The sequence below is a fragment of the Thermodesulfobacteriota bacterium genome (assembly GCA_040753795.1).
Taxonomy (GTDB): Bacteria; Desulfobacterota; Desulfobacteria; order Desulfobacterales; family Desulfosudaceae; genus JBFMDX01.
In genome coordinates, this window is the sequence record JBFMDX010000004.1 from 177221 (window position 1) to 195184 (window position 17964).

Sequence of the window (17964 nt, forward strand, 5' to 3'; positions counted from 1 at the left end):
CATCCGGGGTGAATTTATGGGAATCTGTATAAAAACCGAGCCGATTATCCCGCAGCACCGGTCCATGCACGCCACGCGCATTCTGATCGATCTCGCGGAAAAACGCGGGATAGCGGTGAACGAGATCCTGGAAGAAGCCGGGCTTGATTATGCCGACCTGGACAATCCCGACAAATGGATATCCTTTGAGCAGGAACTGACTGTTTACCTGCGGATCGCGGACCGCGCCACCGATCCGGGTTTCGGTTTGCTGCTGGGCCAAAACTACAATATCGGTCATCTGGGAAAATGGGTGATGGCCGTGAACTGCTGCACCACGGCCATCGAGGCGATTAAAACAGCCTTTGGGCTCATCGAGTTAGCGCCGGTTTATTTTCAATATATTCTGGAGACAAAGGGTGATACCGCTTTTTTCCGGTTCCGCGAGATATTTGATCCCGGTAAATACCGGCGGTTTATCCATGAAGCCCATACGGTCGGCTTTTATTATATCTGCCGCGAAATAATGAAAGAGCCGCTCCCGCTGACGGAAGCCCGGTTCGCCTATCCCAAACCCGATTATGTCGAAAAATATCAAAAAATTTTCAATTGCCCGATCATTTTCAATGCCGAAGAGACCCAGGCGCTTTTTGCCGGCCGCTATCTGGAAAAACCACTGCCCTGCTCCAATGTGCTGACCAGAAATCTTTATGAAAAAGAGTGTCGGCACCTGTTGCAGGATTTGGACCGGTTTTCCACAACTGCCGGGCGCGTCAGGCAGTTGCTGCTCTCCTGTGATAACGGGTTTGCCGGAATGACCGAGATTGCCCGGCAATTGAATATTAGCCCTCAGACGCTGGGCCGTCGTCTGGCCGCCGAGGGGACTGATTATAAAACCGTGTCCCGCCTGGTGCGCGAAAACAAAGCCCGCGCTTTCTTAAAAACAACCGATTTATCCATCGAAGCAATCGCCGGCAAACTCGGCTACAGCGATACGGCCAATTTCTACCGGGCCTTTAAATCATGGACCGGTCAAACACCGCTTGATTTCCGCCGCAAAAACAGTTGAATTCAAATTTTTGATTGTTCAAGTGATCAATAAATATGTTGACACCCCGTCCGGCCCGGACTATAGATTGATCAGACGATAAATATATGTGGAGGCGGCCATGGGGAGAAAAAGCATTGCTCCGCAACGGCAAGAGGAAATTTTAGATGCCTTTGAACGGACGATTGAGCAGCATGGTTTTAGCGGCAGCTCTACCCGGAACATTGCCGAAGCAGCCAAAATGAAACAGGCGATGATCGCTCATTATTTCGGCAGCAAAAAAGAACTGGTCGATGCGCTGGTCCGTCGGATTACGGATGACTATGTCTTGCGAATGCAGCAAGCCCTGGGAAACACATCCGGTGATGTTCGCGTGAAAAGGCTTCTGGGATTTTTGTTCGGTCCCGGTCTGCTGGGGAATAAGACGAAAAGAAACCTGATCGGGCAGCTGCTGGCAGCCGCCATTAATGATGAAACACTGCGGGCACAGATGCATTTCATGTACCAGTCTTTTATTGAAATCGGCATCCGTGAGCTGAGCCAGACCTTACCGGAAATACCGGTCCATAAACATAAAGAGTGCGTTTACGGCATCTTGTGCCTGGCTGTCGGAAACGACGCGGTTCTATCCGTTGACTTGCCATATTCCAACCGGATACTTGCCAGGCAGTGTGCTGAAGTGTTGATCAACAGGTTGAGGATGTCATTAGGTCCTCATTAACCATAACAAGCCCCGGCGGAGCGCGTATGCAAAACATTAATTTAAACAAAGTTAAGGCCTGCGGAATGTGCGGTGTTCTGAAACACCTTATCCTGATCATGATGATCGCGTTCATGGCCGGATGCGGCATATCCCGTAAAGTGAACCGTTTATGGCAGTTTAATTCTTTGTTTGATGAAGATCGTATTGTCGAAAATTTCCGCAGACTACCCGAATATGTCCCTTATCATACCATTCATAAGGGAGACCGGTTGTTTGAGTTCGGCACGGCTTACCGGGAACTGCCGGAATCTTTTGAGTTCCGGGGTAAAACCTGGAACATGAAGGAGCTGCTGAAAGACACCTGGACCACCGGTTTGATTGTGATAAAAAATGATCAGATCCTGTTTGAAGAATACTATCTGGGCAATACGCCGGATACGCTCAGCATCTCATGGTCTGTGGGAAAATCCTTTGTGTCAGCTTTGATCGGCATTGCCATTGACGAAGGCTTTATTGAAAATGTTCAGGTCCCGGTATCCGATATCGTCCCGGAGCTGAAAAATACAGGCTATGACGGCGTTAAGCTAAAAGATGTTCTGCAGATGTCCTCGGGTGTGAAATTCAACGAAGATTACGATGCCTTTTTTTCCGATATCAATCGCATGGGCCGGACGGTTGCCTTCGGGAAATCCATTAATGAATTTGCCGCCAGCCTTGAAAGGGAAAGAGCGCCCGGAACCGTCAACCATTATGTGAGCATGGATACCCAGGTTCTGGGCATGGTATTAAAAGCAGCCACCGGGAAAACGCCATCTGAATATCTTGAAGAAAAGATCTGGAAGCAAATCGGCATGCAGTCGGATGCCAAATGGCTGGTGGACGATGAAGATATGGAGCTGGTTTTCGGGACACTGAACGTCACCCTCAGGGATTATGCACGGTTTGGCCGCTTGTACGCCAATAACGGCAACTGGGAAGGGAACCAGGTGGTTCCCGCCCAATGGGTTAAAGCGTCCACAACGCCGGACGCCCCTCATCTGATGCCGGGAGCAAAGCCCCTGTCGAAATATAAAATGGGATATGGGTATCAATGGTGGATACCGGAAAATCCAAAAGGAGACTTCATGGCTCTGGGGGTTTACGGACAGTATATCTATGTGAACCCTGCCAAAAAGGTGGTCATCGCGCAAACTTCGGCCTTCCCTTTCTGGAAAGATGAACTTGAAACCAATGACGTGACCATGGCCTGGTTTCAATACCTGGCCGATTATTTGTAATTATTCTTACCGGATAACGGCTTCGCTCTTTATTTATTCATCTTGGCCAATTGGATTGGGGTTGTTTTTTTTGTTTGCGCTGCAAGGCCAGCTTTAGTTCGATATATTTCACCAAAATGTGTTCGGCTCTCTGGTTAGCTCCAAAAGTTTTCGGAAACCGACCAAAAAATTCTCCAAGTGTGACCGTATCTGTCACAAAGGCAGGTTATCATGCAATCAAGGTTGAAGAGTTGTGACCGCAAAATATAAAATCAACCAGAACCGGCAAGAAGGAGTTGACATCTTCAACCGCTCGCATTAAATTGTTAAATACAAATTTGCTTGTGATGCCGTTTTAAATGGCTAGAAACAGGCCCTACGAGATCTGAAAAAGTTGGTCTCCTTGAGTATCAGTTAAACTCATGGAGACCATTTTTATTTTAGAGCCTCCTTGAATTGATACTCATCATTTCCGGGAGGTTTTTTATTTTGGGCAAAAGGGACGGGCAAAACCTAAAGGGGGAAGATCATGAACCTTGACTCTGGTTGGTTCTGGGGCATGGCCGCTTATCGGATATTGTTTTTTGTTTACGTAACAATAGGATTCAGCGGAGACGCGGACATGTTTCTGTTTGCGGGGGTTGCATCGTTTTTTGACCTGGTCGTATGCAGGACGTTTTATCAAAAGTCTAAAAGAAAAGATGCACAGGATAAAAAGAATAGGACAGAGATTTAATACAACAACCATAACCATGGGAGACCATCATGCTGATGTGGCCGCTTGAGAATATAGAGTATGAACTGCATCACCCGTTCATTGTTTTGGGTTACAGGGTTTTGGTTCTCATTCTGGCCTTACTGATTGTAGCCAGAATAAAAGCCTCCGGAAAAAATAAGAGAACAGGACCGTAACAAGAAACAAGGGACGCAAGGGGAAAAGGATTCTAACGCTAATGGAAATCGAAAATATCTTTGAACTGATGGGAACAACCGGCTCTTTAATCCTGTGCGTCAGTGCCGTTCCCCAGATTTTAAAAACCTACCGGCTTAAATGCGCTGACGGTTTGAGCGGGCTGTATCTTCTGGTGCTGGTTATCGGAATGGCCCTGATCCAGCTTTATGCCATTCACATAAAAGACGCCGTATTCATCTGGGGCAATGGCATCTCGCTTCTATTAACCTCAATATTGCTGGGGCTCAGGTGTCAGTACGGAAAAAAAGCAGGATAAACCAACCATAAAAGGAGACGAAAATGACCATAAGAATACCGCCTGAAAACATTCTGGACAGAGTGCTCCGGCTCTTCGGGAAGGAAAGAAAAATTATTTTTCCGGAGGGTGCCGGAAAAACCTACAGGGAAACAGGGCCTTATGTGCAGATAAAGGCAAGAAAAGAAAGTTTTTTAAAGGCCCTGTTCCGGAGGAAAACAGACAATCATTAAAACCGCTAAACTGGAGGTTTGGCAAGGAGGTGCCCATGAGAACCCTTTCATTTGTCTTTTCCCACAAGCTCCCAGTTGTAAAAAAGCGCGTCAAAGCAGGCAGTCCGACATCCTTTCCGGAAAACAAGTCCGGCAAAGGATCGTTTGGCGCAGGAATTCTTCTCTTGGCGGTCTCGGTACTCACGATATATGTCGCTTACAACATAGCAACCGAAGACAGGATCGTCCCTCAAACGCCTTCAGTCTCTCGTGCGGACAAAATCGACAGCCGGCTGTCCGAATTTATGGATGAAAAAATAGACCCGGTCCTGAAGGACAACCACAACCGCAACCTTGATGCCGTCAAAAGAGCGGTTCAGGATGTTAATGATCTCTTCAGCCAGTATGAGCAAGGCGTCGCCCCCTTTGTGGATGATGTTACCAGTTGGGGCACACGCTTTGGAATTATCGGGCGCTATGCCGGGGAAAAATACGATACCTGGTGGAAAGACAAAGAAAGCACAACCAGAGTGGCCGACTATATCAGCGAAAAATTTGGAAAGCATGTGTTTGCCGGTAATAAGATCGAGGGGGATTTACAGCTCATCGTCAACAATTTCCTGCAAGATGTCGAAGCCAATCAGAACCTCATGCTTTCCGAAATAACCGAACAGATTGAAATGTCCGGCCTGCCAATCGATAAGAATTTATTTAAACCGGAAAACTTCACCCCTAAATTCAAGCAGGATCTTGAGCCGGTCTTAAAGGAAATGGCGAAAGATTCCATGAATGTCGGCCTCCTGAGTATTCTGGGCGGATTTATATTAGAAGAATCAGCCACAAAAATTGTTCAAAGCGTATTGGCAGCGGTATCGTCCGGAATAGCGGCTACAACCGCCTCTTCAGCCGCCTCGTCCGCTGTATCCACCGGCGTGATTCAGGGGGGAAATATGCTGTCCATTTCAGCAGCCGGCGGCGGCGCAGGCAGTTTCGGCGGTCCGGCGGGCATGATCATAGGTGCGGTTGTAGGCCTGACCGTCGGTGTGATCATTGACTGGTGGGCCACGGAGAAGCTGCAGGAAAAGCTGACCGACCAATGTGTGTCTTTTCTGAACAACACAAAGACCGCGATTCTAAGCAGCGAAGAGGGGCTGATTCCCAGTCTTTACCAGTCGTTATCAATTACCGGTGAATCCTACCGGCGGGTGATCAACGCAAATTTACGAAAGGAGTAGCCATGAAATCATGTCGATTAACCATTTATCCTTTTGTCCTTCTGTTTATAGTGGGTGTTTGTTCGACCTCTTATGGAAACCCTCTTATCCGGGAATCCCTTGAACAGATCATTGAATTTTCTGTCAAAAAAAGCGGTCAAACCGCTGCCAAGGAATTTGTCGAATTCGGGGGTGAGACGGCTGCCAGAGAAGTCCTTGAAAAAGCATACCAGGAAGGCGGTGAAGCGCTAACGAAAAAGGTTGTGCAATATAGCGAAAAATATGGGATAATTGCTTTGAGAGGTATACGGCAATCTCCAAAAATCTTTCTGCAAGCACTTGATGATATGCCGGATAATTTAATCAGATCGGCACTGCAATCCGTAAAGAGAGAACCTGAGCTATTAGCACGGTTGACCTCTGAATACGGCTCCAAAGCCCTGAAAGTCGCGGCACAACATCCCGGGGTTGGTCCTCAGATAGCATCTAAGCTGGGTAAGGAAGGAATCGACCTGGCGCTTGAGCTTCCGACAGAATCCGCAATCAAACTCAATAAGATCGCCGGCCCTTTACAGAAATTAGACTCAACGCAAAGGTCGGCCATCATAGACATAATAAAAAAAGCGCCGGGGAAGGCCCTGGACCTGCTGGAGAATCATCCACGGGTATTATATACATCCGCGGCTGTCGCGAGTTTTCTGGCCGCAAAGGATCAAATCCTTGGGGACAGCGAGGTCCATATCGACGATAACGGCCAGGTCCAGGTAGTTGATAAGCATGGACTGATCGGCAGGACCGTCAATTGCTTACTGAATACAAAAGAAACCCGAAACGCCATATCCGCTGTCTTTTATGTGATTGCTCTGGTTATCGGCTGCGGGGGGGTGAGTATTATAGTCGGTGGGTTCAGAAAAAGGAAGGTTAAGGAAGAGCGTCTCAAGCAAAAGCTAACCAAAAACTGAAATTTCTACGCATGTTTTGTCATTTTACAACCAAAGCCGCCCACAATGAATAAACATAAAAAAAAAATAGCATTAAGCATATTGATATTATTTTTAATCAATCAATTTTCTGTTGTTTCGGCTGGCTGCTGGATTCCCCTTATGGAAACCCTCTTATCCGGGAATCCCTTGAACAGATCATTGAATTTTCTGTCAAAAAAAGCGGTCAAACCGCTGCCAAGGAATTTGTCGAATTCGGGGGTGAGACGGCTGCCAGAGAAGTCCTTGAAAAAGCATACCAGGAAGGCGGTGAAGCGCTAACGAAAAAGGTTGTGCAATATAGCGAAAAATATGGGATAATTGCTTTGAGAGGTATACGGCAATCTCCAAAAATCTTTCTGCAAGCACTTGATGATATGCCGGATAATTTAATCAGATCGGCACTGCAATCCGTAAAGAGAGAACCTGAGCTATTAGCACGGTTGACCTCTGAATACGGCTCCAAAGCCCTGAAAGTCGCGGCACAACATCCCGGGGTTGGTCCTCAGATAGCATCTAAGCTGGGTAAGGAAGGAATCGACCTGGCGCTTGAGCTTCCGACAGAATCCGCAATCAAACTCAATAAGATCGCCGGCCCTTTACAGAAATTAGACTCAACGCAAAGGTCGGCCATCATAGACATAATAAAAAAAGCGCCGGGGAAGGCCCTGGACCTGCTGGAGAATCATCCACGGGTATTATATACATCCGCGGCTGTCGCGAGTTTTCTGGCCGCAAAGGATCAAATCCTTGGGGACAGCGAGGTCCATATCGACGATAACGGCCAGGTCCAGGTAGTTGATAAGCATGGACTGATCGGCAGGACCGTCAATTGCTTACTGAATACAAAAGAAACCCGAAACGCCATATCCGCTGTCTTTTATGTGATTGCTCTGGTTATCGGCTGCGGGGGGGTGAGTATTATAGTCGGTGGGTTCAGAAAAAGGAAGGTTAAGGAAGAGCGTCTCAAGCAAAAGCTAACCAAAAACTGAAATTTCTACGCATGTTTTGTCATTTTACAACCAAAGCCGCCCACAATGAATAAACATAAAAAAAAAATAGCATTAAGCATATTGATATTATTTTTAATCAATCAATTTTCTGTTGTTTCGGCTGGCTGCTGGATTCCCCTAAAAAATAGCCCATGTAAGGTATGGTTTGATGAATATACAACAAGGGACGGGAAAGACTGCGGCGAGCCTTCATATGAGTTTGAGTGGGAGGGAGGTTGTTTTGATAACTACGCCCATGGCCCCGGAGTTTTAAAAACATATCGTTCAGGAACGCATATTAATACGGAAGCAACGGAGTTGTATTATGGATCAATCAACAAACAGTCCATACAAAAGGTTGGAGAAGATGAATACATTGGCGAGACTAATAGGGGCTCCTTGGATGGAAACGGCATTTTAATCAAACATGATGGGCGAAAATATATTGGTGGATTTAACGAAAGTTTGCCACATGGCAAATTGTCAGAATATATCGGCGAACAGATACTTTATGACGGTCAATGGATAAACGGGAAGAAAGAGGGCTCTGGGACCATTTATTATAGCAATGGCATAAGGTACGAAGGGCCGGTTCTTGACGGCAAGCCTCACGGAGAAGGCCTCAGGTATGAAGATGGTAATGTGGTTACTTCCGGGACATGGGATTATGGCGTTTTAAACGGACCGGTAACAATCAATTACCCGGACGGTAAAAAGGTAGAAACAACCTTTACAAATGATATCAGAGGGGCTGAAGTTGTTATTTATTATCCGAATTATGACAAATATGAAGGCGTCATAAATGAAGAGGGCCAGAAGAGCGGCCCTGGAAAATACTACTACGCTAATGGCGATTTATATGTAGGTGCTTGGGCAAGTGACACGCCAGACGGACTCGGCAAATTGATTTTTAAGGATGGCACAACCCTTGAAGGCGTTTGGAAGAACGGGCAATTAACAGAAAACGACAAAAATTTAATAATATATGAAAATAATGAGAAATATTTAGGCTCATTAAAAAACGGAATAAGATGCGGCCGTGGAACACTCTATTATAGTAATGGAAACAAATACGAAGGCGAATGGTCTGATAATGAAAAAAATGGAGAGGGGACATTCCATTTTTCCGATGGAGGCACATATACCGGGAGTTGGTTAAAGGGTAAAAAAAACGGGTCAGGAAGATATGACCTTCCGACCGGGGCTTTTTACGAAGGCAATTGGGTTGATGACGAAAGGTCAGGGCTTGGCGTTTTCGTATTCCGCGGCGGATCCAAGTTTGAAGGTCAATGGGCTAATGACAAAAGAAACGGGCATGGAAAATTACAAACCGTTAGCGGGGCAGAGTATGAAGGTGACTGGAAAGACGATAAAATTAACGGTAAAGGGAAAATGTCTTTACCGGACGGAGAATATTATGACGGCGAATGGATAGACAATAAAAAGAACGGAAAGGGCGTTTATTACTGGAAAGATGGCTCCGCATATATTGGAGACTGGCAGGACGATCTTCCTCATGGTGGGGGGAACTTTTTCTGGATTAATGGGGATGTTTATGATGGCGAATGGGAATCCGGTTTACCGAATGGTGAGGGAACGCTGTTTTACGAAAACGGAGACCACTACGAAGGAAGCTGGGTTGACGGGAGCAAGGAAGGTGAGGGCACGTATGTTTTTGAAAACGGTAATATTTACAAGGGATTTTTCTTAAACGGTCAGCCCAATGGTTTCGGTACATTCATATTCACCAATGATAGCTTTTACGAGGGCAGTTTTAAAGAAGGACGATTTAATGGAGAGGGCTCGCTTCATATATGGCAGGATGACTCATACGTTATTTACACTAGTCTCTGGGATGGCTCCGAAAAATTACCAAAACATGGAAGCATTTTGTTTGAAAATGGGGATTTGTTTGAGGGTGAGATCGAAGAGGACGGAGCGCCAACAGCAAATGGTGTATGGTCGACGGATGAAGAAAGACAAGATAGTGTCGAACCTGACAATGCAAAGCCTGTCCAGTCCCAACTCCAGGAAGATAAACCACAGCAGGAAGCGTCACGAATACGGCGAGCAAATGAGTTCTATAAAAAGCATGAATCAACTATATCTACTGCTGTTAACGTAGTAAGTCTGGTTCTAACAGTCGCCAGTTTTTTTCCCGCCACCGCTCCGGTTGCGGTTCCGGCACTGATGGCACTGAATATTGCGGATGCAGCTATTACAACCACTTCTAAATCGATAGATGCTTATGACGCTTATAAAGAGGGCGACCGGGAAAAGATCAAGGAAGCGGGGTCCGATTTAATAGTAGAAGTTGGTGTAAATGTTCTTTTTATATACGCACCAAAATTTGTTAAAAAGGGGGTTAAAAAATTTAGTGAAAAACATTTGAAAGAGGCGACTTCTGAATTATTAGGAAAAGCACTTTCAAAAGTATTGCGTGGGGCGAAAGCTCCTCTTAGAAGAAAAATAAAGAAAGAAATCAAAGAAGGTTTCGAAGGGGTAAGAGATTTAGCAAGGATGCAATTCTGTCCTCCTGGAAAATCTTGTGGGAAAATATTTAACGAGCAATACCAGTGCCATCATATAGTTGCTCAAGGGGAGCCAGAAGCAGAACCGGCACGAATAATATTGGAAACGTATGGTATTGATGTTAAAAATGATGCTTGCAATAAAGTGTGTTTACCTCATAGTGGCCCTCACTCTAGCCAATATTATGCTTTTGTAAATATGTGCATCAATGAAGCCGCCAAAAAGGCAGCAGGTAAAAAGGACGGAAGAAATGAAATTTTTAAAGCGCTTCTAAAATTACGTATAGGCTTAATAGCTAAAGAAATTCTTTTGTACAACAAATAATATTTTTTAAAATGAGGAAGGCTAAAAAATGGAAAACAATGATCAAAAAAAATCAGGCAATGGAAAATGGATTGTTGTGGCTGTATGTATTGCGTTTGTTATTGCAATTGTTTTTTACCTTAACAAAACGACCGACAACAAATCGGAAATTTCTCCATCAGCACAACAGAATGCCTCGTTAAATGGTTATGAAGGAACAGGAGACGGCCCAGGTGCTTCTAAAAAGATCGGTGATATCGGGGGCGATCCCGCCAACCCAGATGGGATAGGAGGAAAAGATTCTGACAGCGGTAAAATGACTGAAACTGACGACACTATGCTTGGAGGTGCCAACCAAACTGGCCAGGATTCAACTCTTGATAACAAGAACGTCGATTTGCCAGCGGGGCAAAAACCATCTTTAAAAGGTTATGAAGGAACAGGAGACGGCCCAGGTGCTTCTAAAAAGATCGGTGATATCGGGGGTGATCCCGCCAACCCAGATGGGATAGGAGGAAAAGATTCTGACAGCGGTACAATGACTGAAACTGACGACATTATGCTTGGAGGCGCCCGCCAGTTGAATCCAGATGAAACCGCCGATAATATTAAAGATGTTAGTCAAAGAAAATCTGGTTTTAAGCATATCGCGCATTTTGATTTTAATTCTGATGTATTAAATCAAGCTGAGGTTAACAATATAAAAGAAGAAATAAAAAAACATTGCACAAAAGGGTGTAAAATAACGATTGAGGGGCACACCTGCTGGGTCGGAACAGATGACTATAATAATGATTTATCGCTTAGAAGGGCAAATTTTATTTCAAGAGTAATTAAAGAAATATTACCCCAGGATGCCAATCCTGAAATACAAGTAGATGGCTTTGGAGAAAGCAAATTAATCGATAAAAACAATAAAGAGGCAAACCGGCGCGTAGAAATAACAATTTTTTAGCCCTTTAAAATAGAAAAGCCGGGTTTCTCCTATGATAAACCCGGCATAAAATGCTGATGCTTCCAAGGTGTCAGCGGGGTCCTATATCAGTTCGTCAACGGGTTGATTGCCTTATGGGGATAATATGATAATAGAACAAACAGTTAGCCCACCTTCTTTTAGGCTGGGCAAGGCTTATGCTATAGATTTCTCCTCCGATGGCAGCTTGCTCGCATCTTTGGCAGACAACGTAGAACTGTGGGGCATTAAAGAACGAAACCGACTTAACACGTTTGATGTTCCGTCAAATCCAAGCAGCCTGATGTTTTCTCCAGATGGCAGCCAATTGGTTGTTGTGAATACAGCCGGCACAGTTGTTGTTCTTGACATCAGGAGTGGAAAATCTGTTTGTGAATTCAATACCTCAAAAAAAGGCAAACAGGGAAGCAATATTGTTTTTTCTGATGATGGTTCAGAAATAATATATGGCTCCTGGGATGGAGACCTTTTTGTTTATAATAGGGCCACCTGTGCTTGCATATATAAAACAAACTTTGATAACGCTATGATTACCTGCATTACCTATTCGTCTGTTACAAAAACATTTTTTTTTGCGATACAAAATAAATGGAGCAAGGATAATCCGAAATTAAGTCATAGTATAGTCTATAATAGATTGCCATTTTCGGACGCAGGGTTTCAAAAAATAGACGAACACAAAGGGACCATTAAAGAATTAAGAATCAGCAATGATGGAAAGAAACTCGCGATTTTAGGAAACCGTAAAAAAAACGATCAACTCATAGTTCAAGATATCACCACCAATAAAGCAATTGCCTCCCGAGACATAAAACCATCGGGCACGCCTAATAAATTTTGTTGGAGCCCGGATGACAGCGTCATTGCTTTTACTGGAGACCATCAAGTTACTGTTTTCGACTCTCTGAAGTTAAAGCCAATAGGTTTTATCCCATTGCAATATGCCTGTGATGTTTTGTTTTCTCCTGATGGTTCTTTCCTGGCTATAGGGTCATGGGAAAAGGGCTTGGTCCTGAATACGGATCAAATTGATTTTTTGTAAGCTTTGTGCTGATAGATTTTTTACGAAAAAATGTGGTTTAATTTAAACAAAACCAAATGCCTCAAAAGTAAAATTTTGTAGTGGAAGCCGAGTTTTTAATCGCTTTGGGTTAATTCCCCGCTGCTTGCTGCGATGAAATTGACATAAACAAAATGTTGATACCCCGCTGCTTGCGGCGGGGTAATTCATTAATGTTTACAACATAGAAGGGAAATTTAAAAATGCTTGATCTGGTTAATATTCTTGAAAAGATATTTTGTGATAATATTCGAGACAATTTTCCAGAGAGTTACGATGAGGATCACATAACCTACTGCATCTTAAGTGAAATACGAAACAAGCTCGCGTATATTGAGGTGGATAGTGATCTTGGAAGAATCTCTTTGGCTTGGAGACCATGGAAGCTAAAAGGGCGTTTTGAAAATAATTTTGGTGATATAGCAGTCTTGGTAAATATTCAAGATAACGATGGGTTAAAAATAGAAGGAGTCGGTTTTCTGGAGGCAAAAAAAAGGTATAAAGACAGCGGTCTTTTTGATGCAGTAAAAGAAGATCAGCTAAAACGAATATATAATAAAGCACCTCATGCTATGATGCTTCTTTATGATTTTCGATTAATCGAGGACACTACTGTCCGGTTAAAGTTTCATGAAAGCATTATAACTATTTAGAATTTATAAAAATACAGTCGATTTTGTGCGGAATCGACTTGAATTCCGATCCGCCTCCTGCTACCCCTCCTTCATCATTTCAGAAGGAGGATACAGGACAATGTACCAGGGCAAATTTATCTTTTCTCAAATTATGGACTTTCTACCCAGGAACGCGTTCAATCAATGCGTGAGCCGTTATAGCGGCAATCACAGAATACGATCATTCTCTTGCCTGGATCAATTTTTTTGCATGGCCTTTGCCCAACTCACGCAACGGGAAAGCCTGCGTGATATCGAATGTTGCTTACGCGTCATGCAAAAAAAATTATATCATATGGGCATCCGCGGCCGTGTCTCCAAAAGCACATTAGCGGATGCCAATGAAATCCGAGACTGGCGCATCTATTGCGATTTTGCCCAAATCCTCATTCAAGAAGCAAGACGGCTTTATACCCACGACGACTTCGAACTGGAACTGCGAGAAACCGTCTACGCCCTTGATTCATCTACCATTGATTTGTGCCACTCTTTATTCCCTTGGGCACGATTCCGGAGTTCAAAAGCCGCCATTAAATTGCATACCTTGCTGGACCTGCACGGCAACATCCCAACGTTTATCTGGATTACCGACGGCAAGGTTCATGATGTTAATTTCCTTGATCAACTCATCCCTGAACCGGGCGCAATCTATCTCATGGATCGGGCATATCTGGACTTTGATCGTCTTTATACCTTTCACCAGAGCCTATCTTTCTTTGTCACACGCAAGAAGACAAACACATCTATCCTCCGTTTGTATTCAACTCCAGTCGATACTGCCACCGGTCTTAAATGCGATCAGGTGGTGGCGTTGACCGGATTTTATGCCCGAAAGTCATACCCGGAAAGGCTGCGCCGCGTCAAATTTTATGACGCGGAAAGCGGCAACAATCTTGACTTTCTGACCAACAACTTTTTACTACCGGCCACCACCATCGCTGATCTATATAAATGCCGATGGCAAGTAGAACTATTCTTCAAGTGGATCAAACAACATTTGCACATCAAGGCCTTTTACGGCAGCTCACCGAACGCGGTGAAAGCCCAGATTTGGATCGCCGTAGCGGTTTACGTTCTGGTTGCCATAATCAAAATAAGGCTGAAAATCGAACAGAGCCTCTACACAATTTTACAGATTTTAAGTATTTCTCTTTTTGAGAAAATGCCCATTTATCAAGCGTTCGCGGGCACAGCCTACACGAAACAAATTACTACCGATGACAAACAACTATATTTATTCGACTTTTAACCGGACAGTAGTGAATCGAGGACTTTATTAAGTATCAAAATCCATACACATCTTTTCGTCCTGTGCTCTACCGTCATTTCATGCGTTCAGAGCCATGGACTGAACTTGTCCCCTCCATGCCGGGTAGGACACATTCAGTAGCTATCCCAATAAATTTAGCCCTGCAAGTGGGAAGTTACGGCCCAAAAATGTATCGGTATTCAATCCCATGTTCTACACAAATAGCCTTTAGGTATTTTAATGGTTTTGATTTAGAGTTCTCTGATGAACCTATCGCAATAGCAAAAGGTTTTTCGCAGAATGATGAAATTTCACCTCCAAAATTTCTTCTTGTCGTCTCGATAGGTCGAAATGGGGCAAGCCCAAAAGAAGATATAGATATTAATACCGCCCTTTTTGAACCATTCGATAACCAACAAATGATGGCATAATATTGCGGTGAACCCGGCGGGTCGGACGCGCAAAAAACCTCGTGCCCTTGAAGTATAACATTTTAAATACTTCAACATTATAAGGCGTAAGAAATGAGCGGAAATTCTATTTTTAAACCTATTTATGACCAATACGCCGTAAACCTTTTTTTGTCAAATAACTGGGGAGCTTTTTCTGTAAAGAAAAATGGATGGTATTGCGATGTGCTTGCCATCCGAAATTCTGAAGTGGCTTTAGTCGAAGTAAAAAGTCCTGCTGAGGGTTCTACTGGCCCAAAGTATGATGACATGAAAGGATTGAAGCCCAACCTTTCATCCCAATTCCCGGTCGGTTTCCCGCAACGCCGCAAATTAATCATGAATAACATCACCGCCCCGCACGGAGGAATAAGTCTGGTTAAGTTATATGCCGTAGGTATCGCTTGCCAATTATATAGGTATAAGGTGGAATTGGAAACCAAAAGACTTTTATATCAATCTGCTATTTCTGGATTAAATCTTCCACAATCAGGACAATACCAATTATCTTCGCATTTCGCTGTACCCTTTGAAGCAAAACAACAATGCAGTGATGCTGTAGATTTCTTATCACAAGAACATATTGTGAATTTGGTGTCGGAAAATGAGGACTGCAAAATATATTGTGTATGTATTTCCTTCGTTTAAGAATAAACCTAACCTTCAATCGCTTTGGGTTAATTCCCCGCAGCTTGCTGCGATGAAATTGACATAAACAAAATGTTGATACCCCGCTGCTTGCGGCGGGGTAATTCATTTTCTTCGGATAGAAAAAAAGTTGCGACTGTAATCGAAAAATCAGAAAACAGGAGAAACAATGAAAAGCAAGAACAATGATGCAACACTTAAAGAAATGATTGGCTTGATTGAAGATTTCGATAATAAATTGTCCGCTATAAAGGTAAAGCCTGAAGACGAAAAAGGAAAAGAAGCGTTACTTAATCAAGCTAAAGAAGCAATTGAAAACTTCAAAAAGGAACTATCTATCTAATTTATACGTTGATTGCTCAAACCAGTTCATTGGAAAAAAGATGGGCGGGGCAGATGCGAATTTCGTCTTTGGTCAACACATCCGGCCTGTCGTCTAAAGTGAGCTGGATGGCGGAAACCGAAGGAAAGCGCTGTTTGGGGAATAACCCGTATGTGCTCTGTAAGGGCGTTGGATGATTTTCCCTTTTATCGGTTGACATGTGTTTTTCTCCTTACTATGATGTAAGGAAAAAAAGAAAAGTAAGGAGGATCGGATGCCGCTTGCCACCATCACCAATAAGGGCCAGATAACGATACCCAAGGCTGTTCGGCAGTCTTTGGGACTGCATACCGGAGACAAGCTCGAATTTATCATCAACGCGCAGGGCGAAGTTCTCTGCAAACCGGTAATAAAAAGGGTGGATGACGTATTCGGCAGCCTGAATATGCCCGGCAGAAAGCCCGTGTCCGTCAAGGCAATGGATGCCGCGATAAAACAGAAAATAAAGGAACGAGTTAAATGAAAGCGGTCGATACGAATGTAATCATCCGTTTTCTTGTCAGGGACGACGAAAAACAGGCACAGGCGGTTTACAGGCTGTTCAAAACTGTTGAGACGAATAGAGATATGCTGCTTGTCCCGCTGTTGGTAGTACTTGAAGCCATTTGGGTGCTGGAAGCGGTCTATTCGATCAGTCGACGTAATATTCTGGATTCTCTTGAAACGCTATTATTAATGCCGATTCTAAAGTTTGAGGCCCAGCCTGCAATAAGACAGTTTATCGTAGCGGCAAGAGATTCTAACGTGGAACTGTCCGATCTTCTTATCGCCGCTGCGGCACGGGTAGACGGTTGTGACCGGATCTTCACCTTTGATAAGGCCGCCTGCCGGGACCCGTATTTTGAGATGGTTACATAATTAGTTTACATTTTATTCGTGATTGCTCAAACCAGCTCATTGAGAAAAAGATGGGCGGGGCAGAGACGAATTCCGTCTTTGGTCAACACATCCGGTCTGTCGTCTAAAGTGAGCTGGATGGCGGATACCGAAGGGAAGCGCTGTTTGAGGTAGCGGAGGGACGGGCTCTGGGCTTTGCCGGATAATTTGGCTTCTATAAAATGTAATGGTTTGCCGTCCTCCATGATCACGAAATCAACCTCCCGCTTATCGATGTCTCTGAAATAGCGGAGCTCCAGATTTTTGCCCTCGGTATCCTGCAGGTAGAAGATCCATTTTAACAAGTGGAAGGCGATCAGATTTTCAAAGCGGGCGCCCCTGTCCGGCACAACGGTCCAGTCCATATGATAATGTTTGGCTTCTTTTTTTACAGCGCGAATCCGGTCGGCGCCAAAGGGATAAATCCGGAAGACCATATACAGATTTTCCAGCATTTCCATCCAGCGGGAAACAGACGGGTGAGACACCTGTAAATCCTCGCGCAGCGCATTCAATGAAAGCGGTGATCCGACAAGTTCCGGCAAACGAATAGCCATGTGTTCGATCAGGTTGACATCCTTCACGTTTTCAAGAGCCGTCAGGTCGCCCTGGATGATGCGCGATCGATATTCCCGGCTCCATCGTCGGGTTTCCTTTTCGGACTGAAGCAGAAACGGCTCGGGAAAGCCGCCGTAAACCAGCAGGTCTTCAATCGTTTTTAGCGATGGGGATTTTAATTCGGCGCAAGAAAACGGCAACAGCCGGTAATAGTGATAACGGCCCTGTAATGAATCGCCGCCGCGGCGATAATAATCCAGCCGGGCGCTTCCGGTAACCAGAATGTTTAATTCAGACCGGCGCTTATCAAAAAGCCCTTTGACCACCTGTCGCCATCGCGAATATTTATGAATTTCATCCAAAACCAAAGGCCCCGCACCCGCCGGAAAAGCCTCCTTCATGATATTTTCGCGATCCTCCGCCGCATCCCAGTTCAAATAGCGCGTGGCTGGATCCCCGTTCATTGATTCGCATATATGCCGGGCAAGGGTGGTCTTTCCGGTCTGGCGCGGTCCGCCGATAAAAACCATTTTCCGCTTTAGATCATCCAGTACCGGCTGTTCGATATAACGGGCGACATGTTCGGACATTTTAATCACCGCCTAAAAACACACGCTAGTTTTTTAATGTGTATGTTAACGTGCTTGCATATTTTCGTCAAGCGGAAT

General features: G+C 44.5%; 19 protein-coding genes. 17 read left to right on the forward strand and 2 right to left on the reverse strand.

Annotated features, from left to right (window positions below; translation table 11 throughout):
- The first annotated feature begins 16 nt into the window (after positions 1 to 16).
- From AB1724_07185 to AB1724_07255, 15 genes are all read left to right on the forward strand, one after another.
- Positions 17 to 1048, forward strand: a complete 1032-nt coding sequence (locus tag AB1724_07185) for an AraC family transcriptional regulator (protein ID MEW6077576.1) — start codon at positions 17 to 19, stop codon at positions 1046 to 1048.
- A 100-nt stretch (positions 1049 to 1148) separates the two neighbouring features.
- Positions 1149 to 1748, forward strand: coding sequence for a TetR/AcrR family transcriptional regulator (locus tag AB1724_07190; protein ID MEW6077577.1), 600 nt, complete (start codon positions 1149 to 1151; stop codon positions 1746 to 1748).
- A gap of 216 nt (positions 1749 to 1964) precedes the next feature.
- Positions 1965 to 2072, forward strand: a complete 108-nt coding sequence (locus AB1724_07195; GenBank protein MEW6077578.1) for a hypothetical protein — start codon at positions 1965 to 1967, stop codon at positions 2070 to 2072.
- Positions 2069 to 3007 (forward strand): serine hydrolase, encoded by a 939-nt coding sequence (locus AB1724_07200; protein MEW6077579.1) that lies wholly within the window; start codon positions 2069 to 2071, stop codon positions 3005 to 3007. Before AB1724_07195 ends, AB1724_07200 begins: the two co-directional genes overlap by 4 nt.
- Before the next feature lie 932 nt (positions 3008 to 3939).
- Positions 3940 to 4215 (forward strand): PQ-loop repeat-containing protein, encoded by a 276-nt coding sequence (locus AB1724_07205; GenBank protein MEW6077580.1) that lies wholly within the window; start codon positions 3940 to 3942, stop codon positions 4213 to 4215.
- A gap of 247 nt (positions 4216 to 4462) precedes the next feature.
- On the forward strand, positions 4463 to 5641 hold the full coding sequence (locus tag AB1724_07210) for a hypothetical protein (protein MEW6077581.1): 1179 nt from the start codon (positions 4463 to 4465) through the stop codon (positions 5639 to 5641).
- A gap of 2 nt (positions 5642 to 5643) precedes the next feature.
- Complete coding sequence (locus AB1724_07215; GenBank protein ID MEW6077582.1) at positions 5644 to 6582, forward strand: hypothetical protein; 939 nt, start codon at positions 5644 to 5646, stop codon at positions 6580 to 6582.
- Between the two features lie 311 nt (positions 6583 to 6893).
- Entirely contained in the window at positions 6894 to 7592 is a 699-nt protein-coding gene (locus tag AB1724_07220; GenBank protein ID MEW6077583.1) for a hypothetical protein, read from the forward strand.
- 45 nt (positions 7593 to 7637) lie between these two features.
- Positions 7638 to 10448 (forward strand): AHH domain-containing protein, encoded by a 2811-nt coding sequence (locus AB1724_07225; GenBank protein MEW6077584.1) that lies wholly within the window; start codon positions 7638 to 7640, stop codon positions 10446 to 10448.
- Between the two features lie 28 nt (positions 10449 to 10476).
- Complete coding sequence (locus AB1724_07230; protein ID MEW6077585.1) at positions 10477 to 11382, forward strand: OmpA family protein; 906 nt, start codon at positions 10477 to 10479, stop codon at positions 11380 to 11382.
- A gap of 124 nt (positions 11383 to 11506) precedes the next feature.
- On the forward strand, positions 11507 to 12442 hold the full coding sequence (locus tag AB1724_07235; protein MEW6077586.1) for a hypothetical protein: 936 nt from the start codon (positions 11507 to 11509) through the stop codon (positions 12440 to 12442).
- Between the two features lie 221 nt (positions 12443 to 12663).
- On the forward strand, positions 12664 to 13113 hold the full coding sequence (locus AB1724_07240; GenBank protein MEW6077587.1) for a hypothetical protein: 450 nt from the start codon (positions 12664 to 12666) through the stop codon (positions 13111 to 13113).
- A 100-nt stretch (positions 13114 to 13213) separates the two neighbouring features.
- Positions 13214 to 14383 (forward strand): IS4 family transposase, encoded by a 1170-nt coding sequence (locus AB1724_07245; protein ID MEW6077588.1) that lies wholly within the window; start codon positions 13214 to 13216, stop codon positions 14381 to 14383.
- Between the two features lie 524 nt (positions 14384 to 14907).
- A complete protein-coding gene (locus AB1724_07250) occupies positions 14908 to 15480 on the forward strand; it encodes a hypothetical protein (GenBank protein ID MEW6077589.1) in 573 nt (190 codons plus the stop codon).
- A gap of 169 nt (positions 15481 to 15649) precedes the next feature.
- Positions 15650 to 15823, forward strand: a complete 174-nt coding sequence (locus tag AB1724_07255) for a hypothetical protein (protein MEW6077590.1) — start codon at positions 15650 to 15652, stop codon at positions 15821 to 15823.
- A gap of 16 nt (positions 15824 to 15839) precedes the next feature.
- On the opposite strand, the gene AB1724_07260 is transcribed toward AB1724_07255, so the two are convergent.
- Positions 15840 to 16022, reverse strand: a complete 183-nt coding sequence (locus tag AB1724_07260) for a hypothetical protein (protein ID MEW6077591.1) — start codon at positions 16020 to 16022, stop codon at positions 15840 to 15842.
- 54 nt (positions 16023 to 16076) lie between these two features.
- Between AB1724_07260 and AB1724_07265 the strand changes: the two genes are divergently transcribed.
- Positions 16077 to 16325: an AbrB/MazE/SpoVT family DNA-binding domain-containing protein gene (locus AB1724_07265; protein MEW6077592.1), complete on the forward strand. Its 249-nt coding sequence runs from the start codon at positions 16077 to 16079 to the stop codon at positions 16323 to 16325.
- Positions 16322 to 16720, forward strand: coding sequence for a PIN domain-containing protein (locus tag AB1724_07270; protein MEW6077593.1), 399 nt, complete (start codon positions 16322 to 16324; stop codon positions 16718 to 16720). The genes AB1724_07265 and AB1724_07270 overlap by 4 nt, the downstream gene beginning before the upstream one ends.
- 26 nt (positions 16721 to 16746) lie before the next feature.
- Here AB1724_07270 and AB1724_07275 read toward each other — a convergent pair whose 3' ends face one another.
- Positions 16747 to 17886 (reverse strand): AAA family ATPase, encoded by a 1140-nt coding sequence (locus AB1724_07275; protein MEW6077594.1) that lies wholly within the window; start codon positions 17884 to 17886, stop codon positions 16747 to 16749.
- Positions 17887 to 17964: the final 78 nt, after the last annotated feature.